The following is a 21,707-nucleotide window of genomic DNA, read 5'->3' on the forward strand; positions in this document are numbered from 1 at the left end:
CTATTCGCACATCAGTGGCAGAGAGCGACACTGAGGTTGCTGGGCTTGCCGGAGTGGCAGGAGAGAACGGTCAGCGTGCTGCCGCCGCTGGCCACGTCGCTGGCCGCGGGAGCCTCAAGACCCTGAAGGTCAAGAAGTACCATGTCGTACACCTCCTTCCGTGGTGTCGTCGGGGAGAGGCCGCTCGGGTGCGGCCCCGAGGAACGGCAGATGGCAGGGTTTTTCGCCCATCACCGAGGCGAGGGCGAAGAGCACGCCGGCCGTTCCGGTCGCGAAATCCATGGACAGGCGCAGGAGCTGGTCGCCGGGGAAGGCCAGGCCACCGGCGTACGGCAGCGCGTGCCACCGCAGCCCCTTCACCAGTTCGGGCACGTCCCCCGCGCCGGCCGCGATGAGCCCGGCGCGCCCGGTGAACAGCCCGGCCTGCACGAAGAAGCCCGCGCGTCCGGCGAGCCGCAGCTCGGCCAGCGCCGTCGCGAACGCCTCGTCGTGCCGGTGCCGCAGGTAGCGCTCCAGCACGAGGGCGATCCCCGCGGACCCCTCGTCGAGGTACGGCAGCAGCCGCCACCCCTGGTTGACCTGGAGCGAGCCGTCCTCCGAGTGGCGGCAGCGCCGCAGGTCCTGCCGGAGCGCGGTGGCCGCCAGGTCGAGCAGCGCCGGGTCGCCGGTGTGCTCGTAGGCGTGCAGGAACAGCAGCGCGGGGCCTGACGAGCCGTGCATGAGCCCGGCGCGCGGGTTGGCGCCGCCGCTGATCTCGGGCACGGAGGTGTCGAGCCGCCCGGCGCAGATGTCCACCGCGCGCAGGGCGAGGTCGGTGTACCCGAAGTGAAGGAGGTTCAGCCCGATGCCGGGCAGCCCGGAGATGAGCGCCGATTCCAGGCGGTCCCACTTCTCGCGCAGGCAGACGTCGATGAGGTCGTGCGCGTCCTGCTGGTGTCCGAGCAGGCCGAGCACGTACGCGATGCCGTGCAGCCCGTCGTACAGGCCGAGGCCGGAGCCCTGGACGGGGCGGCGGGCCCGCTCGCACAGCCAGCGCTCGTACTCGGGAAAGGGCCCGAGGCCGGTGCTGTGCAGGGCGAACAGCACGCCGGCCGCGCCGTGTGCGAGGTTGAGCCCGCCGCCGGGCTTGAACTGGCCCACGTCGCCGGGGAAGAGCCGGTCGTCCCGTCCGGGCGTGGCGGCGGCCACTATCGCCTTGGCCATGGCGTCCCGCAGCTCGGGCCAGCTCGCCACGCCCGGCATGGGCACGGTCGTGTCGTCGCGCGCGCCGCCCGCGATGGTGGCGACGGCCTCGTCGATCACGCCGCGGGGCACGGGGAACGTCTCCTTGACGATCTCTCCGAGGTGGGCCACCTTCGGCCGGTGCAGCGGCAGCATGATCGTGCACTGCGGCGCGAACAGGCCCAGGCGCAGGCAGGCCAGCGCGTACCGGTCCACGTCCACGCCCTGGCGGTCGGCCGGGGCGGCGAAGGCGGGATGGGCGAGCGCGGCGCGTCCCCTGTCGTCGGCGAGCGTGGCGACCTCGTAGTCGATCAGCGCCACCCGGCCGTCGTCGGTCAGCAGGATGTTGTCGGGGTGCAGGTCGCCGAAGACGACCCCGCGCTCGTGCAGCGAGCCGACCGCGCGCGTGACTTCCTCCAGCGTCTCGACCGCCCACTCGGTGTACTCGGCCAGGTCCCGCTCGGTGCAGGTGGCACGGGTGAGCGGGTAGCGGTGCACGAGCCGCCGCTGGAGCGGCGTGCCGTCCACGAACTCCTGCACGAGGAAGTGGTGCTCGCCGAGCGTGAAGTAGCCGCGCAGCGCCGGGGCCGCGGGCAGGCCAGACAGGCGTTCGAGGATGTCGCGCTCGTGCTCGATCCTGGCGACCGCGTCGCGGCCCGCCGCGTCGAGCCCGGCGTGCGGCCTGGCCTCCTTGAGCACCACGCGCTCGCCGGTCCGCGTGTCGCGGCCCAGGTAGACGCCGCCGCCGTTGGAGAAGTGCAGGACGCTCTCGATCGTGTACGGCAGCCCGGTCGTCGTCACCGAGTTGCGGGCGGCCAGCTGCGGCTCCAGGAACGCCGGCAGCGTCGTCCACGGCGGCACCGAGAACGTGGCGCCCCGCACGTCGGGCACGAGCGTGCCGTCGCCGTCCTCGAGGGCCAGCACGCGCTCGCCCGCCGGGGACAGGCAGTGGCGCTCGGCGAAGCCGCCGTACCTGATGAACAGCGGTCCTTCGTTGTAGCGCAGATCGCTGAGGATGTACGGGCCGCGCACGTCGCGCAGGAGCTCGTCGAGCTCCTTGAGCACCAGTTCGAGCTGTGCCTCGTCGCGCGGGTAGATGGTGATGAGCTTGCCGCTGGAGGCTCGGGAGGCGGCCTTGGAGTTCACCATGACGAGCACGGGCAGGCCGCGCAGGAACTTGAACGCGATACCGCGCGGCAAGCAGTAGTCCCAAATGGCTTCGATGGCTTTTTCCGCGTCCTCGACGCGGGCCGACACGTGAATCTTCCAGCCCTGCGAAGGCAGTGGCGGCTCGTTGTCCGGAGCGAAATAGCACCAGGTGTCGGTGAGGGCCGAGGACCAGCCGGCGGGCAGTGACCTGCGCAGAATGGGAAAGTCGGCGTCTTCGGCCGTGCTGTGCTCAAGGCTGTCGTAGAAATACTGATCGGCCAGGCAATACAGCTCGTACTTATCCATCTGGGCGGGACCTCCAGGGCGGTGTGCTCAGTAGCCTCTCGCCGTTGGAGCCGTCCGGCTAGTCACATTCTTCAGCACGAATACAGGCTTATGTGTATGGCATTTGTGAAATCCACACCATTGACCGGGAGGCGGTTATTTCTTCCGTGGGACGTACACGCTGAAGGTGAATTGGCCGGTCCTGGAGGAGGTGGCCTCCAGCCAGCCGCCGAGGCCGGAGACGCGCTCGGCCAGGTTCAGCAGGCCCTGGCCTGCGTCGCCGGGGCGGCGTGGCGGGCGCACCCCGTCGTTCCTGATCGTCAGGCGCACCATGTGGTCACGTTCCAGGAGATGCATCGAGCACTGGCGGGCCTCCGCGTGGCGCAGCACGTTCGTGACGCCCTCGCGCAGGGCGTGCGTGAGCGCCTCCTCCACGTCGCCGGGCAGGTCTCGGCAGGACACCCTGATCTGGCAGCGCACCCGCGCCGACTCCAGCAGGGAGCGCGCCGAGCCCAGCTCGGCGGCCAGCGTGGAGCTGCGCAGGCCGTGCGCCACGGCCCTGACGTCGGTCGAGAGGCTGCGCAGCAGCTCCACCGTCTCGCTCACCTCCTCCCGCGCCTTCTCGTCGCGCTCGGCGACCAGCCGCTCCAGGAGCTGCGCCTTCAGCACCAGCACCGTCAGCCGGTGGCCGACCAGGTCGTGCAGGTCGCGGGTGAAGCGGCGGCGCTCCAGGGCGACGGCCCTGCGCATGACCTCGGTACGCGCCTCGCCGAGCTGCTTGGCCCGCCTGGTCAGCGTGAGCACCGCGTACTCGGCCAGGCCGGCCAGCGGGGCGGCCAGCGCCCACAGCGGGTCGATCATGGACCGGTCGGGAGCCGCCAGCACCACCGGCCCGCACGCCAGGGCCAGCAGCACCAGCACGATCGAGCGGATCCGGCCCGCCATCACCAGCAGCGCGCCCGCCAGCAGCCCGCAGACCGGGGTCCACGCCGCGCCGAACACGGTCAGCGGCAGGTACGTCAGCCACGCCTGCACGGCCACGATCCACCACGCGCCCGCACGGCGTACCGGGGTCTCGGTGATGAACCTGACATGCAGGGCCAGCAGCACGAGCAGCGTCAACGCGCCCTCGGCCACCGCCCCCGACCTCGCCAGCCCGGTCAGGATCGGGACCGACAGCCCGGCGATCCCCGCCCCCAGCCCGAGGCCGCCCAGCCAGTAAGGGGACGAGAAATCCTTGAGCCGGGCGCGCAGGCCCTTCCACCTGGCACGCCGATCGCGGAGCTTGGCACGCGCCCTAGACATGAGTCCACGGTGTGTGTCTTCCACCTCACCCCCGGTATGCGTTCGGGTCTGCCGGATCAGGCACGTCGCCAGGCGCCCACCGTTTTGCAACGTTCCTCTAATCCACTTGATCGGCATCGCCCGTGTAAAGGTCATTTCCGTTTTTGGACAGGTGATTTCCCGTGGACCCCCTGGGTAGCGGCGACATATCTGGTCATATGGTGAACTTCATGGAGTACACGCGACTGGGTAACTCAGGTTTGAAGGTCTCCCGGCTGTGCCTGGGCATGATGAGCTACGGCGACCCCGCCAGGCAGCAGTGGGCGCTGGCGCGGGACGAGGCGGAGCCCCTCGTCCGCAGGGCCGCCGACGCGGGCGTGACGTTCTTCGACACCGCCGACGTCTACAGCGCGGGCGCGAGCGAGGTCGTGACCGGCGAGGTGCTGCGCGCGACCTTCACCAGGCGTGAGGACTACGTGCTGGCCACGAAGGTGTACTTCCCGATGGGCAGGGGACGCAACGACCGCGGCCTGTCGCGCAAGCACATCCTTGACGCCATAGACGCCTCGCTCACCCGGCTCGGCACCGACTACGTGGACCTCTACCAGATCCACCGCTGGGACGACGAGACGCCCATCGAGGAGACCATGGAGGCGCTGCACGACGTGGTCAGGGCGGGCAAGGCCCGCTACATCGGGGCGTCGAGCATGTGGGCCTGGCAGTTCGCCAAGGCTCAGCACGTGGCCGAGGTCAACGGGTGGACGAGGTTCGTCTCGATGCAGAACCACTACAACCTCCTCTACCGCGAGGAGGAGCGCGAGATGCTGCCGCTCTGCGCGGACCAGGGCGTGGGCGTGATCCCCTGGAGCCCGCTGGCGCGCGGCGTGCTGGCCAGGGCCGGCTCCGCCACCACGACCGCCAGGACGGGCTCGGACGAGCGGATCGACCACCTGTACGACCCGGAGAACGACAAGCTGATCATCGAGCGGGTGGCGCAGGTGGCGGCGGACCGCGGGCTGCCCGCGGCGCAGATCGCGCTGGCCTGGGTGCTGCACAGGGGCGAGATCAGCGCGCCGATCGTGGGGGCCACCAAGGAGCGGCACGTGGACGACGCCGTGGCCGCCGTGTCGGTGACGCTGTCGGAGGAGGAGATCGCCTTCCTGGAGGCGCCGTACCGGCCTCGCGAGGTGCGCTTCTGAGCTGCGGACCGCCTCGGCGACGGCGGCGGCCCGCTCCCCCGGCAGCCCGCGACGCCGAGGAGATCGCCCTGCGCTTCCTGCGGCAGGTGGCGTCCGATCACGCCGCCGGGCTCAGCGTCCGGTGGATCGACCAGCACGACGAGACCGTCACAGCGAGGACCGTCGTAGCCAGGACTGTCGTAGCCAGGACTGTCGTAGCGGCCCCCTAAGGTATGGGGCATGCGGGCAAACGAGGAAGCGGCGGCAGCGCTGCAGGAATACGCGGAGCTGTTCGCGCTCTCCGGCGGCGACGCCTTCCGGGTGCGGAGCTACCAGAAGGCGGCCAAGGCGATCGCCGGGTATCCCGAGGACATCTCGGTCGTCGACGTGCGCTCCGTGCCCGGGGTGGGCGAGGCCATCGCCAAGAAGATGGAGGAGTTCCTGCAGCGCGGGAGCTTCCGGCAGCTCGACGACCTGCGGGGCCGCGTGCCCGACGGCGTGCGGCGGCTGACCAGGGTGCCGTCCCTGGGGCCGAAGACGGCGATCATGCTGTTCGAGGACTACGGCATCGACTCCACCGCGGCGCTCAGCGAGGCGATCACCTCCGGCCGCCTCGACGGCGTCAAGGGCCTCGGCCCCAAGACCCTGGCCAACCTGCTCAAGGGCGTCGAGCAGCTCGAGCAGTCGGGCCGCCGGGTGCACATCGGCGTCGCGATGTCCCTGGCCGAGCAGGTGATGGGCTCGCTGAAGGCCGAGCGCATCGCGTACGCGGGGTCGCTGCGCCGGATGCGCGACACGATCGGCGACATCGACATTCTCGCGGTGGCGCCCGAGTCCATCATGGCCGACTTCCGCGCCCAGCCGTACGTCGCCGAGGTCATCGCCGCCGGCGACAAGAAGACCTCGATCCGCACCACGTCCGGCATCCAGGTGGACCTGCGCGTGGTGCCGGCCGGCTCGTGGGGCGCGGCCATGCAGTACTTCACGGGCTCCAAGGAGCACAACGTCGCCATCAGGGAGATGGCGGTGAAGAAGGGCTGGAAGCTGTCCGAGTACGGGCTGTTCGAGGGCGAGCGGGTGATCGCCGCCGAGTCCGAGGAGGACATCTACGACGCGCTCGGCATGCAGTACGTGCCGCCGCCGATGCGCGAGGACGGCGGGGAGGTCAAGGCGGCGCTCGCCGGCGAGCTGCCCGTCCTGGTCGAGCTGGCCGACCTCAAGGGCGACCTGCACACCCACACCGACCTGACCGACGGCATCGCCTCGCTGGAGGACATGGTGGCGGCCGGTCACGCCCGCGGCTACGCCTACTACGCGGTCACCGACCACGCGCCCGACCTGGCGATGCAGCGCATGACCCTGGACAAGGCGCTCGAACAGCGGGGCCGGGTCGCCGAGCTGCAAGCGAAATATCCCGACATGCGCCTCCTGCACGGCACGGAGCTCAACATCGCCCCCGACGGCTCGGTCGACTGGCCGGCGGAGGTCCTGCGGGGGTTCGACGTGTGCGTGGCCTCGGTGCACTCGCACTTCGGCATGTCACGCGACGAGATGACCCGCCGCTTCATCGCCGCCTGCGAGAACCCGTACGTGGACATCATCGGCCACCCGACGACCCGCAAGATCGGCAAGCGCGAGCCCGTGGACGCCGACTGGGACGCCGTCTTCCGCGCCGCGGCCCGCACCGGCACCGCCATGGAGATCGACTCCTACCCCGACCGCTCCGACCTGCCGTCCGACCTGGTGCGGCTGGCCAGGCATCACGGGGTGAAGTTCTCGATCGACAGCGACTCGCACGCGATCCCGCACCTGGCCAACCAGCGGTTCGGGGTCGGGATCGCGCAGCGGGCCTGGTTGACCACGGATGACGTCATCAACACGTGGCCGCTGGAGCGGCTGCTGGCCTTCCTGGGGCGCTGATCACTCCCCCGTCCAGACCTGGAGGCGGTTGCGCCAGACCCAGTGGCCCTTGTGGTCACCGCTCTTGATCCGCACCCAGTGGCCGGGGCCGCGGCCTCTGGCGGCGCAGGTGGCCTTGACGGGGTCGTCGGACGGGGGGAACTCGGCCGTCTTGCGGTGCTTCTTGCCCGGGCCCAGCCTGATGGGGGCCGGATCGTCTGCCTGATTGACGTAGTGGCAGGTCGGGGAGTGGCGGGCGGCGGTCTCGGCGGTGGCCGGGGTGAGGGTGGTGACGGCGAGTGCGGTGGCCGGGGTCAGGGGGGTGATGGCGAGTGCGGCGCCCGTGACGAGGCGGGTTGCGGCTCCCATGAGCGGTCCCCTTTCGACGGTGTCCGCGCCCTCTGCTCACAAATACGGACTTAACGCCATATATGCGGATGTTTTGCCCCGACCTTGGGGGTTCCGTCAGGCACCGATGGGACACAGGCCGACCAGAACGGCTCTCTGGCTGACGAACTCTGGGCGGATGCGCCCGCCCCGAAACACCCCCGTCGGGCCCGCTGCCCGTGACGTTCGACGAGTGGTTGAGCGCCGCGAGCAAGGACGCCGGCACGTACGCCGAGTCCGCCTGCCAGGCGACCCGCTGGTTACGCGACAACGGAAGGGGCCGGGGCCTCCTGTCCCCGATCGAACGCCTCAACACCGGTACCCCCGTCGAACCGGGCTGAGCCGGCACGCCACCCCACGAGGAGATGGCCCGCGGAGGCGTTGGGGTGGGCCTGACCTCGGGTAGGGGTCTGCGTGCGGCACGAATGGAACGTTCCCGCAGGGCCGAGGAAGATTTTGGCAATGAGGGGCGCGCGGAGACAGCTCGAGGAGATTAAATGGTTTCCTGGTAGGAAATAGGTATTAAGAGGTGATGCTCCATGAAGCAGGCCACCGCGGCGATCGTGAAGCCGCTGCCCGACCACCTGTTCAGGGTCCACGGCAACAGCGCCGAGATGCGCTGGGAGTCCATGGCGGGGCTCGGTTACCACACCCCGAACGACCGCTTCTTCGTCCGCAACCACACCTACACCCCGCTCATCGACGTCACCACCTGGCGGCTGAGCGTCCATGGGGAGGGCGTGCGATGTCCGCGCGAGTTCAGCTACGAGGAGCTGCGTGCCATGCCGTCGCGCACGTACGACGTGGCGATCGAGTGCGCGGGCAACGGGCGGCGCTTCTACCGCACGCAGCAGCACGACGGCGCCCCCGGCACGCAGTGGGGGCTGGGCGCGATCGGGGTGGCGCGGTGGCGCGGGGTGCCGCTCAGGTACCTGCTCAGCCAGGCCGGGGTGCGGCCCGAGGCGGTGGACGTGCTGCCCACCGGGCTCGACGCGCCGTTCGAGGACCACGGTCATGTCCGCCGTCCACTGCCCATCGGCAAGGCCATGGACGACGTGCTCGTCGCCTATGAAATGAACGGCGTCCCGCTGCCGCCCGACCATGGATTTCCGGCACGGCTGGTGGTGCCGGGATGGGTGGGAATAGCGTCGATCAAATGGCTCGGCGACATGGAAATCTCGACCGAGCCGCTCTGCACACCGTGGAACACGGTGTTTTATCCCGACGTCACGACGCAGCCGGTGAAGAGCGCGTTCGAGGTCCCCTGGAATGCGCGCGTGCCTGTCACGGGCCCGCACATCCTGCGCGGCCGATCCTGGTCGGGCCGGGGCCGGATCGTCAGGGTGGAGGTCAGCTTCGACGGCGGGCTGAGCTGGCGCACAGCAGAGCACCATGGCCAGCACCTGGTCAAGGCCTGGTTGCCCTGGCACGTCGCCTGGGCTCCTGAGCGTACGGGCACGCGCCTGCTCATGGCGCGCGCCACGGACGAGACCGGCGCCACGCAACCCCTCACCACGCCACGCCACCCGTTCGGGTACCACTTCGACGCCGTCGTGCGACACCCCATTCACGTCGTCAATGGATAGGAAATTGTCACCGATCCGGGCTGAGCTGGAGATTTCCATTATCACTCGTACGGCGCACCCGAATTCATCTGAAAGACTCGCGCAGAAACCTCGCGGAAACCCCCTGGTGTGATGCTGTCCGCACCAGGGAAAAGGAGAGCCGATGCGCCAGTTGACCGCACTCGACGCCCAGTTCCTCAATGTCGAAACGCCCACGACCGCCGCGCACGTGGCCGGGCTGGCGATACTCGACCCGGCGGACGGCGCGGTCACCAGGAGCTCGCTGGCAGAGCTGCTCCTCGATCGCATCCACCTCTCCCCCGCGCTCAGCCTGCGCCTGGCCGAGGTGCCGCTCGGCCTGGACCACCCCTACTGGGCCGCCGATCCCGGCTTCGACATCGACAACCACCTGTTCGAGATGACCCTGCCCGAGCCGGGGGACCACTGGCAGCTCGCCGACGCCGTCGCGCGGATCCACGCCCGCCGGCTCGACCGGGCGCACCCGCTGTGGGAGATGCACCTGATCAACGGGCTGGGCGATGGGAAGGTGGCCGTCTACACGAAGGTGCATCACGCCGCCATCGACGGGGTCTCGGGCGCGGAAACCCTCGCCACGCTGCTCGACTTGACCCCGGACGGGCATCTGACGCCGAGAAGCCGCCACCCGACGGCGAGGAACGGCGGAGAAGCGAAGGCGAGCGGCGACGCGAGGCCGACGGCCGTGGGCACCGTCGCCTGCCAGTCCGGCTCCGGCCAGGCACACCGCGCCGCTCGTCCGCATGGCCCGGCCCCCGCGCACGGCGGGAACCCCGGCCTTTCACGCGACATCGCGCCGGCCCACACCCCCGACGACGCTCCCGGCCTGATCGGGATGCTGGCCGGGGCCGCGTTCCGTACCGCCACGCATCCCGCCCGCGCCGTGCGGTCAGTGGTCAGAGCCGCAGGAGACCTGGACGCCATCCCGGTCGTGGGGGCCCTGCCCGGCGCGAAGCTGGTCGCCAAGGCCGCGCGGATGGTGACCCGCGACCAGCATCACCGCCCCGAGCTGCCCGGCCTGGTCGTGCCGCGCACCCCGCTCAACGGCCCGATCAGCGCCCGCCGCCGCCTCTCGTTCGGCTCGCTCTCGCTCAAGGACGTCAAGAACGTGGCCAAGGCCAACGGCATGAGCGTGAACGACGTCGTCATGACCCTGTGCACATCGGCCCTGCGCTCGTGGCTGCGCGAGCGGGACGCGTTGCCGGAGGAGCCGCTGGTCGTGGCCGTGCCCGTGGCGGTACGCAGCGCGACGGCCGGGGACCTGGTCGGCAACCAGATCTCGGCCATGGTCGCCCCCATGCCCACGAACCTGCCCGATCCCAGGGAGCGCCTGCAGGCGGTCGTCGCCGCCATGGGCACGGCCAAGCGACGCTTCGCGCTGGCGCCGGCGACGTGGCTGGGCGAGCTGTGCTCGATCCTGCCCGCACCGCTCACGAGCCTCGCCACCCCGGCGATCTTCCGGCTGGCCGGGATGGCGTGCCCGCCGATCAACCTCATCGTCAGCAACGTTCCCGGCCCGCAGTTCCCGCTGTACCTGTGCGGCGGCCGGGTGCTGTCGTACTACCCGCTGTCCGTGCTGACCGACATGAGCGGCGGCCTGAACATCACCTGCTTCTCCTACGACGGCATGCTCGACTTCGGCATCGTGGCCTGCCCCGAGCGGGTGGACGACGTGTGGGGCCTGCTGGAGCACCTGCGTACGGCGCTGGACGAGCTGCTAGACGAGCGAGTGGGCGATGAGTTCCGCGACGGCGTCGGGGTCGATCTGGTGGCCCGTTAGCTGGCAGAGGTTCTCCTGGTAGATCAGGATGGCGGCGAACGTGGCGGCCGCCACCTCCAGCCTGGCCGCGTCGCCGCGCGCGCCCGGCAGGGCCAGCCCGAGCGCGAACCTGGCGCGCCTGGCCAGCTCGCCGTTGAGGCGCCCGAGGCGCTCCTTGACCGAGCCGTGCGTGTCGGCCTCGCGGAACAGGATGCGCCGCATCGCCGGTGAGGCGCGCAGCGGCAGCACGCGCGCCAGCCTGGCCAGCGTGCCCGCAGGGTCGCCCGGCACCGCGTCGACCTGGTCGTCCTCCTCGACGTGCGTGCGTTCGTTCACGAGGGCGACCAGTACGTCGATCTTGCGCGGGAAGTACTGGGAGATCAGCTCCTTGGGTACGTTCGCGAGTTTGGCGATGACCACGGTCGGGGTGGCCTCGTAGCCGCCACCCGCGAAGAGCTGCTCTGCCGCGTCCAGGATGCGCGTGCGCGCGTCACCGATCACCACAGCTCCGAACCATAGCCCCACCTGCGACTCCATCGCCATCAGGGGAGAGCGAGAGGCACCTGCCGAGCCATGCGCGGTCGGGCTCGGCTGCGCTCTGGGCCGCCGAACATGCCGGGCGAATCAGGTGAACTTTCGCTCGACTACCCGAGGAACGAGTCGTTCGAGTATCGTATGAGACATAGATGTCTCAAATGATACGTAGGTGTATAAACATGGCCGCCACACGTGACCAGATCTTGAAGGCCGCGATCCATCGCCTCAACGAGAGCCCGGCCGCCTCCATGGCGCAGCTCGCCGAGGCCGTGGGGATCAGCAGGGCCACCCTGCACCGCCACTTCAGCAGCCGCGACGAGCTGATGCTGGCCCTCGCCCACCGCGCCTACGACCACTGGGAACGCCTGCAGGTGACCAGCGGCGTGGCGGCGGCGACCGCGTCCGGCGACCCCGAGGCGCTGGAGCGGGCGATGAACGAGCTGCTGGGGGGCGTGATCGACATGGCCGACGAGTACGGGTTCGGCCTGACCGACGACCGCCTGGCGAGCCATCCCGAGCTGAAGCGGCGCACCGACGAACTGGAGGAGCGCGAGATCGCGCTCTACGCCGCCGCCCAGCGCGCGGGCCTGCTGCGTGCCGACCTGCCCGCCCGCTGGATCAGCAACACCGTGTACGGGCTGCTCGTCACCGTACGGGAGAGCCTGCGCAACGGGGACGTCGCCCGGCGGGACGTGCCGCGGCTGCTGATCAGCACGTTCCTGCACGGCACCGCACCTGGAAGGGAGGAAGGATGACGATCACCACATCGCCCGTCTCGTCGAGGCGGCGGTGGGCGGGCCTGGCCGTGCTGTCGGCCAGCGTGCTGCTCGTGGTCATGGACATGACCGTGCTGAACGTCGCCCTGCCCGCCATCTCCGAGGACCTGCGGCCGGAGTCGACCGAGCTGCTGTGGATGGTGGACGCGTACGCGCTGGTCCTGTCAGGGCTGCTGGTCACCGTGAGCGCGCTGGGCGACCGGTGGGGCCGCAAGCGGATGCTGATGACGGGGTTCGCGGTGTTCGGGCTGGCCTCGCTGGCCGTGCTGGCGGCCGACAGCCCGCTGGGGGTGATCGCGGTACGGGCGCTGCTCGGCGTCGGCGGTGCCATGATCATGCCGTCCACGCTGTCCATGATCCGGAACCTGTTCGCCGACCCCGCCGAGCGGGCGAAGGCGCTCGGCGTGTGGTCGGCGATGGCCGCGGTCGGCGCCGCGCTGGGGCCCGTCGTGGGAGGCGTGCTGCTGGAGCATTTCAGCTGGCACGCCGCGTTCCTGGTGAACGTGCCCGTCATGGCCGTGGCGATCGGGTTCGGCCTGTTCCTGCTGCCGGAGTCCAGGAACCGGACACCCGGCCGCTGGGACGCCGTCGCCACGCTGCTGTCGATGGCGGGCATGGTGGCCCTGGTCTACGCGATCAAGAACTTCGGCAAGTACGGCCTCACCTCCCCCGCAGCCCTGGTGGCCGCCGTGGTCGCGGTGGTGGCGCTGGGCTGGTTCGCGGTCCGGTGCCTGCGCAGGGAGGATCCGCTGCTGGAGCTCAGGCTGTTCCGCAGCGCCCCCTTCTCGGCCGGGGTGGTGACGGCGCTCGTCACGTCAATCGCGATGGCTTCCGTGTTGCTGCTGCTCGCGCAGTGGATGCAACTCGTCCAGGGGTACGGCCCGCTGGAGACGGGCGTGCGGCTGCTGCCCGCCGCGCTGGCCGCCGTCATCGCCTCGCCGCTGGCCCCCTCGCTGGCGGCGCGCATCGGAGCCCGTACGGTGCTGGCCGGCGGGCTGGCGCTGACCGGGCTGGCGTTCCTGCTGCTGGTCGTGGTGCCCGGCCCGCTGGGGTACTGGCCCGTCGCGGTCGCGCTGACGCTGATCGGCCTAGGGAACGGCTCGCTCGCGATCGCCTCGGCCGCCATCATGTCGGGCTCGCCACCGGCGAAGTCGGGCAGCGCGGCCGCCATCGAGGAGACCAGCTACGAGCTGGGCGGGGCGCTCGGCGTGGCCGTCCTGGGCAGCGTCGCGGCCGCCGTGTACCGGAACGAGGTGGCGTACACGGGGCCGGGCGCTGGGGTCGCGCGGGAGTCCCTGGGCGGGGCGCTCGACGTCGCCAGGGAGCTGGGGGCGGCGGGCGGCCGGCTCGCCGCGCAGGCCACGGCGGCGTTCACCGACTCCCTCGTCCTCACCAGCGGGGTCGCGGCCGTGCTGCTGGGGGCGGGCACGCTGGCGGTGTGGTGGCTCACGCCGCGCGACCTCGACGTGTCATCGGCGGACCACCACTGACCCACCCACGGCACCCGCCCGTCCCGCCGCATTCCTCGCCTCCCGGGAGGCCACCAGGTGCGCAGGGGCGCCGCAAGCCAGGCGGGCGCAGGCCGGCAGTCGGGCCAGGCGCAGGCCGGCGGATGCGGGCCGGGCGGCGCGGGCCGGGCGGCGCGGGCCGGGCGGCGCGGGCCGGGCGGTGCGGGCTGGTGGGTGTTACAGGTCCGGGCCGGCGACCTGGTCGGCTACGCGGCCGATGCGGGCCAGGCGGGCCAGGGCCGGGCGGGCCAGCACCTCGCCGATGTCGTGCAGGGCCACGATCAGCTCCTCCACCCCGTCGAGCGGCATGTCCGGCTCCCTGCTCAGCAGGATCCCCCGGTAGTCCTCGGGCGAGACGGCCCCGCCGGGCAGCTCGATCCGTTCGTCCTCGACGCGGAACAGCACCGGGACGGACGTGTCGAGGGCCAGCGCGAGCGCGGTCAGCTCCGCCGCCGTGAAGGACCGCTGGCCGCGCTCGGCCTGGTGGACGGCCTGCCGGCTCCACGGCCTGTCCAGGTAGCGCCCCAGCGCCTCGCCCAGCTCGGTCAGCGACATCCGGCGCTCCGCGCGCAACCGGGCGATCTGCCGCCCGATGGCCTCTTCGACCCGCATTCCCTCACCCCTTCCACCCGGTTGTCATTCTGCACGATGACACCGACAGCCACCCATTGACAGCCGCGCGCCCGCCGCAGTACTGTAAATGCACAGAGTTCCCCGTCAATGTAGTCGATGACACGAGCGATGGTGAGGCGCGAGATGCAGGACATCGTCATTGAGGTGGTCGGACCGGTCGGCGGCTGCGCCGTGCTCAAGGTCGCCGGCGAGGTCGACGTGTTCACCGCCCCCAAGCTGCGCGAGCAGATCATCGACCTCGCGGCCAAGGGCACCGTGCACGTCATCGCCGACCTGAGCGAGGTGCAGTTCCTCGACTCGACCGGGCTGGGCGTGCTCGTCGGCGGTCTCAAGCGGCTGCGCACGCAGGACGGCTCGCTCGCGCTCGTGATGACCACGGACCGCATCTCGCGCATCTTCAAGATCACCGGCCTGACCGCCGTGTTCGCCTCCCACGCCTCCGTCCAGGACGCGATCGCCGCCGACCCGCACTGGACGCAGGCCGTCGAGGGCGAGGCGGGCAGCGTCGCCGAGTGGTGCACGCGGCAGGGCCTGCCGGCTGCCTGACCCCCGGGCACGCCGAAGTCCCCTTGCCACCGCACGCCGGCCGCGGCGGCAAGGGGTCCGGCCGTGCCCGCACAGCGTCAGGAGCGGGAGGCCTCGTCGAGGATGGCGAGCTCCTCGGCGCTCAGCGTCAGCGCCGCCGCCTCCATCAGCGGCCGCAACTGCTCCAGGTTCCGCGCGCTGGCGATCGGCGCCGTGACCGTCGGCTGGGCGGCCACCCAGGCCAGCGCCACCGAGGCAGGCGCGGCCCCCCGCTCCCTGGCCAGCCCGATCAGCGCCTCCACCGTCCTGGGTCCGTGGGCGGTCTCCAGGTACTCGGCCGCCTTCCCTGCCCGCGGGCTGTCCACGGCCACGCCGGGCGCGTACTTGCCGGTCAGGAACCCGCGTGCCAGCCCGAAGTAGGGCACGCTGGACAGCCCCTCCCCGGCCACGACCTCCCGCAGCTCGCCCTCGTAGCCCCGCTCGACCAGGTTGTACGGCTGCTGCAGCGCGACGTACCTGGCCAGCCCCTCCGCGTCGGAGATCTTGAGCGCCTCCGCCAGCCGCCCAGCGGAGTAGTTGGACGCCCCGACGTGGCGGACCTTGCCCTCCTGGATCAGCGCGTCGAACGCGGCCAGCGACTCCACCAGCGGCGTGTCGTGGTCGTCGACGTGCGCCCAGTAGAGGTCGATGTAGTCCGTACGCAGCCGCCGCAGCGAGTCCTCGACCGCCGTCCTGATCGTCGCCGGCGCGAGCCCTTCGAGCCCCTCCAGCATGCCGACCTTGGTGGCCAGCACGATCGAGTCGCGGTTGCGGCGCGAGGCCAGCCACTCGCCGATGATCGTCTCAGAGGTGGACTCCCCCGTGGCCCAGTACGGGTAGACGTCCGCCGTGTCGAGGAAGTTGCCGCCGCCGTCGACGTAGGCGTCCAGGATGGTGAACGACGTCTCCTTGTCGACCGTCCAGCCGAAGACGTTGGTGCCGAGCGATATCGGGAACACGGACAGGTCCGTGGTGCCTATGGATCTCATCCCGCTATTATCCGCACATCCAACAAGGAGATCGCGATGCGGCCCCGGTTACGAGGATGCCTGGTCAGCGTGGTGGTCGCCGCCGGTCTGTGCCTGGCGGCCGTGGCGGTGCTGCGGCCCGGCGATCAGGATCCGCCCGGCCAGGAACCGGCTCGGGAACCCGCTCCGGCCCGGACCGAGCTCGTGAGCGAACGCCGGTTGGACGAGCGCAGGATGGAGCTGACGATCAGGTCGCGGGCGCTCGACGCCACCGCGAAGGTGCGCCTGCTGCTTCCGCGCGGCTGGGAGTCCCGTACCGGCTGGCCCGTGCTGTGGCTGCTGCACGGCGGGCTCGACGACCACACCTCGTGGACCGCCAGGACCGACGTCGAGGCCCTCACCCGCGACACCGGCGTGCTCGTCGTGATGCCGGACGGCGGCGAGTGCGGCAGCTACTCCGACTGGTGGAACGGCGGGGAGGGTGGCCCGCCGCGCTGGGAGAGCCACCACCTGGAGGAGCTGCTGCCGCTGCTCGAAGCGCGCTACCGGGCGGGCCCGCGGCAGGCCGTCGCGGGGTACTCGATGGGCGGGCAGGGCGCCATGCTGTACGCGGCCAAGGGGCACTTCGAGGCGGCGGCCTCGTTCAGCGGCGCCCTGCACATCCTGGGCCCCGGCGTCCCGCAGGCCGTGATGGCGGGCACCGCGATCGGCTGCTTCGGCACCGACTGGAAGCGCATCTGGGGCGACCCGGAGGAGCAGCGCGAGGTCTGGCGCGCGCACAACCCCTACGACCTGGCGGACAAGCTGAAGGGGGTCCGGCTGTACGTCTCCGCCGGGGAGGGCGACCTGGTGGAGGACCTGGCCAACCGGGCGGCCAGGGCGTTCGCCGGCCGCCTGGAGGAGCTGGGCATCCCGGTGCGCACCCATTTCCACCGCGGCGGGCACAACCACACGTCCTGGCAGCGGGAGCTGCACCGGGCCTATCCCATGCTGATGTCCGCCATCGGCGCGCGGCAGGTCAGCTGACGCGCTTGACCAGCGAGTCGCACAGGGCGCGGAGGTCTCGGGCCTGCGGCAGGCACTGGTCCAGGGTGCCCAGCGCCGACGACAGGTACCGCTCGGCCAGGGCCTGGGCCGCCGTCCGGCCACCGGCCCGCTCGGCCAGGTCTGCGGCGTACCGTACCGTGTCGTCGTCCGTCGCGCCCGACATGAGGACGGCTGACAGCTCGCGGGCGGCCATGGTGCCCGAGGACAGGGCGGCGAGGATCGGCAACGTCTTCTTCTCGCGTCGCAGGTCGCTGTGCACGGGCTTACCCGTGACGTCCGGGTCCCCCCAGATGCCCAGGATGTCGTCCACGATCTGGAAGGCCACGCCGAGATCCCGTCCCACGTCCCACATCCGCTGGGCGAGCTCCGGAGCGCCTCCCATCTCGACGCCCGCCGCCGCGGCCGCCCCCAGCAGGCCGCCGGTCTTACCGGCCGTCATCTCGAGGTACTCATCGGTGGAGACCCGGTCGTGCCCGTCCCAAGTACGCTGCTCGAAGGCCATGTCGGCGGTCTGGCCCTGCACGAGCTCGACGAGTGCCGCCGACAGGTGGCGCATCGCCCCTGGATGGCCGGCGAGCTGCCTGACGGCCAGCGCCAGGAGCGCGTCACCGGTGACCAGGGCCGGCCCCACGCCGTACGCCTTCCAGAGCGCATCGCGATGCCTGCGCCGCTCGTCGTTGTCGATGATGTCGTCGTGCACCAGCGAGAAGGCGTGCACCAGCTCGACGGCCACCGCCGCCGGCAGCGCCGGCTCCGCCCTGCCGCCTGCCGCCTCCGCGCTCAGCAGCGCGATGGCCGGACGCAGGCCCTTGCCCGCGCTGTGATCGCGGGGCGTGCCGTCCATGCCGGACCATCCCAGCGTGAACGCCGCCATCGTGGCGCCCCAGGGATGCAGGACGGCGACGGCCTCGCGGAGCGCGGGCTCCACGAGCCTCCGGCAGCGGGCGACGGCCTCCTCACCGGGCCCGATGGGGGCTGAGTGGCCGACGTCCATGCACGTGCTCCTTGCTCACCGCGATCTTGAAATTATCAGAAGTGTCGTGTGATACTCCACGAGCAGCTTAACTTTTGTCAGTGAATGTCCGTCATCCGAGACGGATGCGATGGAGGTCCGGTGTCGTTCGGCGGCGTGCCGACCCGTCATGCCCAAACCCTGCCCCTTCTCCGATTCCTGGCAAGGAACGCACGTGACCCCCTCCGCGCCGTCGAAGAGGCGGGCCGGCAAGCGAACGGCGAGCTCGTCCGGCTGAACATGGGCCCGTTCCGCCCGTACCTGATCACCCATCCGGACCACGTGCAACACGTGCTCAAGACGCACCAGCCCAACTACCTCCGGACGGGCATGTTCTGGGACCCGCTGGGCCCGCTGATCGGGCAGGGCATCCTGTCGGACGGCCCCGGCTGGAAGGCCAGCAGGAGCATCCTCCAACCGATGTTCACGGCTCGCTACGTCGACTCGCTCACCCAGCGCATGGCTGCGATCGTCACCGATCTCATCGACACGGTGGTGGTGCCCGGGCGGCCCATCAACATCGCGGACACCGTCTCCGCCCTGATCCACCCGGCGATCGTCCGGCTCTTCCTGGGCTCCACGATCTCCGACGCGGACATCGAACGGCTGGCGCCGGCCTACGACACGGGCGTGACCGCCCGTTCGATCCGGCTGCTGCTGCCGTCCGTTCCTGAGCGCTTCCCGTTACCGGGCGACCGCGCGTTCCGGGAGGCGATCAGGACCATCGACGAGGTCGTCTACCCCCGCATCCGGTACGCCAAGGCCCGCGGCGAGCACGAGAACGACCTCGTCTCCCTGCTGTGCGAGGCCCGCAAGGGCGAGCCGGACATGGACCGGCTGATCCGCGACGACATGGTGGCCGTCCACGGCGCCGCCACCGAGACCTCCGTCACCACGCTCACCTGGGTCTGGCCGGTGCTGGACGCGCATCCGGAGATCGCCGCCAACGTCTACGAGGAGATCGAACGGGTGGTCGGCCCCGGACCCGTCACCCTGGCCCACCTGCCCGAGCTCACTTACCTGCGGATGTTCCTGGACGAGCTGGTACGTCTCTATCCGCCCGGCTGGATCCTGCCCCGGACGGCGATCCACGCCGACACGATCGGCGGGGTGGAGATCCCCGCCGGGTCCACGGTGGTGCTGAGCCCGTTCCTGACGCAGCGGCTGCCCGAGTTCTGGGAACGGCCGCTGGAGTTCGACCCCGGGAGGTTCACGCCGGAGAACGGCCGCGGGCGGCACCGGTACGCCTACTTCCCCTTCTCGGCGGGGCCGCACTCGTGCCTGGGCCCGCGCCTGTTCACGATGGAGGCGCTGTTGCTGGTCGCCGGAATCCTGTGCAGGTACCGGCCGGTGCTGCACACCGACGGCCCGGTCCTCCCCCGGCTGGCCTCGACGTTACGGGCGGATGCCCGGCTTTCCATGACCCTCGTCCCCGTGGGGCGCGGATGAGCGGTCCGGCCATGGCGGCGGGCCTCGGCAGGGCCTGCGCGCTGGGCGTCGAGTGCGCCCGCGACCTGAGCCGCCACGCCGCCCGATATCCCGAGCTCTTCCCCGCCAGGCCCTTCGACCCCGGCTTCTTCCACTCGCTGGGCCTGGTCGGCGCGTTCGGCTCGCCCTGGGCCACCGCGGACGAGCTGCGGGCGGTCAACCGGGCGGCCCTGTGGGTGTTCGCCGCGGACCTGCTCATCGACCACGTCGCCACTTCGCGGGAGGAGGTGGCCGCGCTGGTCGGCGACTGCGTGGCCGTGGCCGCCGGCCGCAGGGAGCCGGACAGCCCGCTCACCCGCTTCCTCGCCGAGCTCCGCGACGATCTAGGCGGGGACTCTCGCTGGTGCGACCAGCTTGAGCGCATGCTCACCGCGATGCAGCGCGAGTGGAACTGGCGTGCGTCCGGGGCCGCCCTGGATCTGGACGAGTACCTCGCGAACGCGGACAGCTGCGGCTCCTCCTTCGTCAACCTCTCGCACTGGTTGTCCATCGGCGACCCCGGGAGCCCGTCCGGCCTCGACCGGGTTCGCGAAGCCGGTGACGAGGTGCAGCGTTACCTCCGGCTGCTGAACGATCTGACCACGTACGACAGGGAGAGCCGCTGGGGCGACGCCAACGCCCTGACACTGGGCGCCGAGCGTGACGAGGTGATCGAGCGCATGGCGCGGCACTCACGCATGGCGGCCGAGCTGATCGAGCCGCTGCGTGAGAGCTCGCCCAGGGCGGCGCTGTACCTGGAGCGGCAGCTGGGCTTCAACACCGGCTTCTACGGCATCACCGACTACTGGGGAGAGATGTGAACGTCACCCGCGAGGCCGGCGCGCTGGTGGCGACGCTGATGTCCACGCCGTGGGGGCAGGTGTCCGCGTCGGTCTACGAGACGGGGCGGCTGGTCACCCTGGCCCCGTGGCTGATCGGGCATCGTGAGCGGGTCCACTACCTGCTGCGCACGCAGCGTCCTGACGGCTCGTGGGGCGCACCCGACGGCTACGGCCTGGTGCCGACGCTCAGCGCCACGGAGGCCCTGCTCACCGTCGCGTCGGGGTCCGGCGAAGGGCTCTTTCCCGAGGACATGGAGCACGTGGCACTGGCGGCGCGCAGCGGCCTGGCCGCACTGCACGAGCGGCTGCCCCGGGTGGCCGGCGTGCCCGACATGCCAGCCGTCGATCTGATCGTCCCTGGGCTGGTCACGCTCATCAACGCCCACGGCGCGAGCGCGCCGCTCCCTCTGCCCCCCGGGCTCGACCACAGCCGGGTCGAGCAGGTCCGCCGGGTGGTGGAGTCCGGCGCGACCCTGCCGGAGAAACTGCTGCACGCCCTGGAGGCCACCGGCCTGTCGGGCGGCGCGCGCTCCGTCCGGCCCACGGTGATCGGCACGATCGGCGCATCGCCCGCCGCGACCGCCGCCTGGCTCTCCACCGGCGCCGAGCTCGAAGCCGACTTCGCACTGCGCCACCTGGAGGCCGTCGTCACCCGGTACGGAGGCCCGGTCCCCGTGGGGCTGCCGATCACGGTCTTCGAGCGCGGCTGGGTGCTCACCTGGCTCTCGCGGGCGGGTCTCAGCGTCCAGGTGCCGCCGGAGATGCTGGCCGACCTCAGGGCGTCGATCGGCCCGGCGGGCACCTCCGCGGGCCCCGGGCTTCCCGCGGACGCCGACACCACCTCGGTCGCGCTGCACGCCCTGGCGTTGCACGGCGTGGCCCTCGATCCCGGGAGCCTGCTGGCGTTCGACACGGGCACGCACTTCTGCACCTGGCAGGGCGAGGACGGCTTCTCCATCAGCGTCAACGCCCACGTGCTCGACGCGTTCGGCTCGTACGCCGCCACCGCCCCCGCGAGGGCGGGCGCGTACGCGGAGGTCAGGAGCCGGCTGGCCGACCTGCTGGCGGAGCGGCAGCACCCGGCGGGCAACTGGGAGGACCGCTGGCACGCGTCACCGCTGTACGCGACGCTGAGCTGCGTTCTCGCGCTCGGCGAGTACGGTGGCCGCGAGCACGCCGCGGCGGTGACCATGGCGCGGGAGTGGGTGCTCGACACCCAGCGTGCCGACGGGTCGTGGGGACGCTGGGAGGGCACGCTCGAGGAGACCGCGTACGCGATCCAGGCGTTGCTGCTCCCGGAGCGGGTGCGGGGCGGCGCCGTGGACGAGCGGTACGCTCATGCCGCCGCCCGAGGGCACGCATACTTGCAGCGTATGGGCGATATGTCGGACTATCCGTCACTTTGGCATGACAAGGACCTTTACACTCCCATCGCCATTGTCAGGGCGGCGATCCTGGCAGCCTTGCACCTGGGCGCTCCGGCATTAGAATCCCGGTAAATTCGGACTTTACGCCATGTACTAGGATTTTCCCTCCTTGAGTGGGCCTTGCGGCGTTGCTAGGGTGTCCCGGGTGCCGTTTGCAGAAATA

The 21,707-nt window shown here is 71.1% G+C and carries 19 protein-coding genes and 1 pseudogene; 12 read left to right on the plus strand and 8 right to left on the minus strand.

Annotated features, from left to right (window positions below; all coding sequences use genetic code 11):
• Positions 1 to 11: 11 nt before the first annotated feature.
• The 3 genes from ACBJ32_RS13680 to ACBJ32_RS13690 form a co-directional block, all read right to left on the minus strand.
• Positions 12 to 143, minus strand: coding sequence for a SapB/AmfS family lanthipeptide (locus ACBJ32_RS13680; RefSeq protein WP_103955008.1), 132 nt, complete (start codon positions 141 to 143; stop codon positions 12 to 14).
• Entirely contained in the window at positions 130 to 2,676 is a 2,547-nt protein-coding gene (gene lanKC, locus ACBJ32_RS13685; RefSeq protein WP_375127018.1) for a class III lanthionine synthetase LanKC, read from the minus strand. Before lanKC ends, ACBJ32_RS13680 begins: the two co-directional genes overlap by 14 nt.
• Before the next feature lie 135 nt (positions 2,677 to 2,811).
• The gene (locus ACBJ32_RS13690; RefSeq protein ID WP_375127019.1) at positions 2,812 to 3,960 is read right to left on the minus strand and encodes a sensor histidine kinase; all 1,149 of its coding nucleotides are present in this window, start codon (positions 3,958 to 3,960) and stop codon (positions 2,812 to 2,814) included.
• A 209-nt stretch (positions 3,961 to 4,169) separates the two neighbouring features.
• Between ACBJ32_RS13690 and ACBJ32_RS13695 the strand changes: the two genes are divergently transcribed.
• Positions 4,170 to 5,138 (plus strand): aldo/keto reductase, encoded by a 969-nt coding sequence (locus ACBJ32_RS13695; RefSeq protein ID WP_357869484.1) that lies wholly within the window; start codon positions 4,170 to 4,172, stop codon positions 5,136 to 5,138.
• Positions 5,139 to 5,357: 219 nt separating this feature from the next.
• The gene (gene polX / locus ACBJ32_RS13700; protein ID WP_375127020.1) at positions 5,358 to 7,037 is read left to right on the plus strand and encodes a DNA polymerase/3'-5' exonuclease PolX; all 1,680 of its coding nucleotides are present in this window, start codon (positions 5,358 to 5,360) and stop codon (positions 7,035 to 7,037) included.
• Here the strand turns inward: polX and ACBJ32_RS13705 are convergent, their stop codons facing one another.
• The gene (locus tag ACBJ32_RS13705) at positions 7,038 to 7,385 is read right to left on the minus strand and encodes a hypothetical protein (RefSeq protein WP_375127021.1); all 348 of its coding nucleotides are present in this window, start codon (positions 7,383 to 7,385) and stop codon (positions 7,038 to 7,040) included.
• A gap of 197 nt (positions 7,386 to 7,582) precedes the next feature.
• On the opposite strand from ACBJ32_RS13705, the gene ACBJ32_RS13710 reads away from it, so the two are divergent.
• The 3 genes from ACBJ32_RS13710 (at position 7,583) to ACBJ32_RS13720 (ending at position 10,784) form a co-directional block, all read left to right on the plus strand.
• Positions 7,583 to 7,744 (plus strand): hypothetical protein, encoded by a 162-nt coding sequence (locus ACBJ32_RS13710; protein ID WP_375127022.1) that lies wholly within the window; start codon positions 7,583 to 7,585, stop codon positions 7,742 to 7,744.
• 198 nt (positions 7,745 to 7,942) lie between these two features.
• Positions 7,943 to 8,989 carry a sulfite oxidase gene (locus ACBJ32_RS13715; protein ID WP_375127023.1) on the plus strand — a complete coding sequence of 349 codons (1,047 nt, stop codon included), beginning with the start codon at positions 7,943 to 7,945 and terminating at the stop codon, positions 8,987 to 8,989.
• 142 nt (positions 8,990 to 9,131) lie between these two features.
• On the plus strand, positions 9,132 to 10,784 hold the full coding sequence (locus ACBJ32_RS13720; protein WP_375127024.1) for a wax ester/triacylglycerol synthase domain-containing protein: 1,653 nt from the start codon (positions 9,132 to 9,134) through the stop codon (positions 10,782 to 10,784).
• On the opposite strand, the gene ACBJ32_RS13725 is transcribed toward ACBJ32_RS13720, so the two are convergent.
• On the minus strand, positions 10,722 to 11,267 hold the full coding sequence (locus ACBJ32_RS13725; protein ID WP_375127025.1) for a TetR/AcrR family transcriptional regulator: 546 nt from the start codon (positions 11,265 to 11,267) through the stop codon (positions 10,722 to 10,724). The genes ACBJ32_RS13720 and ACBJ32_RS13725 overlap by 63 nt on opposite strands.
• 212 nt (positions 11,268 to 11,479) lie before the next feature.
• Between ACBJ32_RS13725 and ACBJ32_RS13730 the strand changes: the two genes are divergently transcribed.
• Together ACBJ32_RS13730 and ACBJ32_RS13735 are read left to right on the plus strand one after the other, a co-directional pair.
• Positions 11,480 to 12,055, plus strand: a complete 576-nt coding sequence (locus ACBJ32_RS13730) for a TetR/AcrR family transcriptional regulator (protein WP_375127026.1) — start codon at positions 11,480 to 11,482, stop codon at positions 12,053 to 12,055.
• On the plus strand, positions 12,052 to 13,566 hold the full coding sequence (locus tag ACBJ32_RS13735; protein WP_375127027.1) for an MFS transporter: 1,515 nt from the start codon (positions 12,052 to 12,054) through the stop codon (positions 13,564 to 13,566). The genes ACBJ32_RS13730 and ACBJ32_RS13735 overlap by 4 nt, the downstream gene beginning before the upstream one ends.
• A 195-nt stretch (positions 13,567 to 13,761) precedes the next feature.
• Here the strand turns inward: ACBJ32_RS13735 and ACBJ32_RS13740 are convergent, their stop codons facing one another.
• Positions 13,762 to 14,196: a helix-turn-helix domain-containing protein gene (locus tag ACBJ32_RS13740; protein WP_357869460.1), complete on the minus strand. Its 435-nt coding sequence runs from the start codon at positions 14,194 to 14,196 to the stop codon at positions 13,762 to 13,764.
• 144 nt (positions 14,197 to 14,340) lie between these two features.
• Here ACBJ32_RS13740 and ACBJ32_RS13745 point away from each other — a divergent pair.
• Positions 14,341 to 14,679 (plus strand): annotated as a pseudogene (locus ACBJ32_RS13745) (STAS domain-containing protein); the annotation flags it as partial.
• 161 nt (positions 14,680 to 14,840) lie between these two features.
• Here ACBJ32_RS13745 and ACBJ32_RS13750 read toward each other — a convergent pair.
• Positions 14,841 to 15,770 (minus strand): aldo/keto reductase, encoded by a 930-nt coding sequence (locus ACBJ32_RS13750; protein ID WP_375127028.1) that lies wholly within the window; start codon positions 15,768 to 15,770, stop codon positions 14,841 to 14,843.
• A 36-nt stretch (positions 15,771 to 15,806) separates the two neighbouring features.
• On the opposite strand from ACBJ32_RS13750, the gene ACBJ32_RS13755 reads away from it, so the two are divergent.
• Positions 15,807 to 16,775, plus strand: coding sequence for an alpha/beta hydrolase (locus ACBJ32_RS13755; protein ID WP_375127029.1), 969 nt, complete (start codon positions 15,807 to 15,809; stop codon positions 16,773 to 16,775).
• Here the strand turns inward: ACBJ32_RS13755 and ACBJ32_RS13760 are convergent.
• Positions 16,768 to 17,790 carry a polyprenyl synthetase family protein gene (locus tag ACBJ32_RS13760; RefSeq protein ID WP_375127030.1) on the minus strand — a complete coding sequence of 341 codons (1,023 nt, stop codon included), beginning with the start codon at positions 17,788 to 17,790 and terminating at the stop codon, positions 16,768 to 16,770. The two genes, ACBJ32_RS13755 and ACBJ32_RS13760, sit on opposite strands and share 8 nt — an antisense overlap.
• 120 nt (positions 17,791 to 17,910) lie before the next feature.
• Here ACBJ32_RS13760 and ACBJ32_RS13765 point away from each other — a divergent pair, with 120 nt between their 5' ends.
• Genes ACBJ32_RS13765 through ACBJ32_RS13775 form a run of 3 tightly spaced genes read left to right on the plus strand, consistent with a single transcriptional unit; the run spans position 17,911 to position 21,616 of the window.
• Positions 17,911 to 19,257, plus strand: a complete 1,347-nt coding sequence (locus tag ACBJ32_RS13765) for a cytochrome P450 (protein ID WP_375127031.1) — start codon at positions 17,911 to 17,913, stop codon at positions 19,255 to 19,257.
• The gene (locus tag ACBJ32_RS13770; protein ID WP_375127032.1) at positions 19,254 to 20,096 is read left to right on the plus strand and encodes a terpene synthase family protein; all 843 of its coding nucleotides are present in this window, start codon (positions 19,254 to 19,256) and stop codon (positions 20,094 to 20,096) included. The genes ACBJ32_RS13765 and ACBJ32_RS13770 overlap by 4 nt, the downstream gene beginning before the upstream one ends.
• The gene (locus tag ACBJ32_RS13775; protein WP_375127033.1) at positions 20,093 to 21,616 is read left to right on the plus strand and encodes a prenyltransferase/squalene oxidase repeat-containing protein; all 1,524 of its coding nucleotides are present in this window, start codon (positions 20,093 to 20,095) and stop codon (positions 21,614 to 21,616) included. Before ACBJ32_RS13770 ends, ACBJ32_RS13775 begins: the two co-directional genes overlap by 4 nt.
• Positions 21,617 to 21,707 lie beyond the last annotated feature (91 nt).

Origin of the sequence: Nonomuraea sp. GTA35 (genome assembly GCF_041950525.1) — a bacterium.
In the GTDB taxonomy this organism is placed as follows: Bacteria; Actinomycetota; Actinomycetes; order Streptosporangiales; family Streptosporangiaceae; genus Nonomuraea.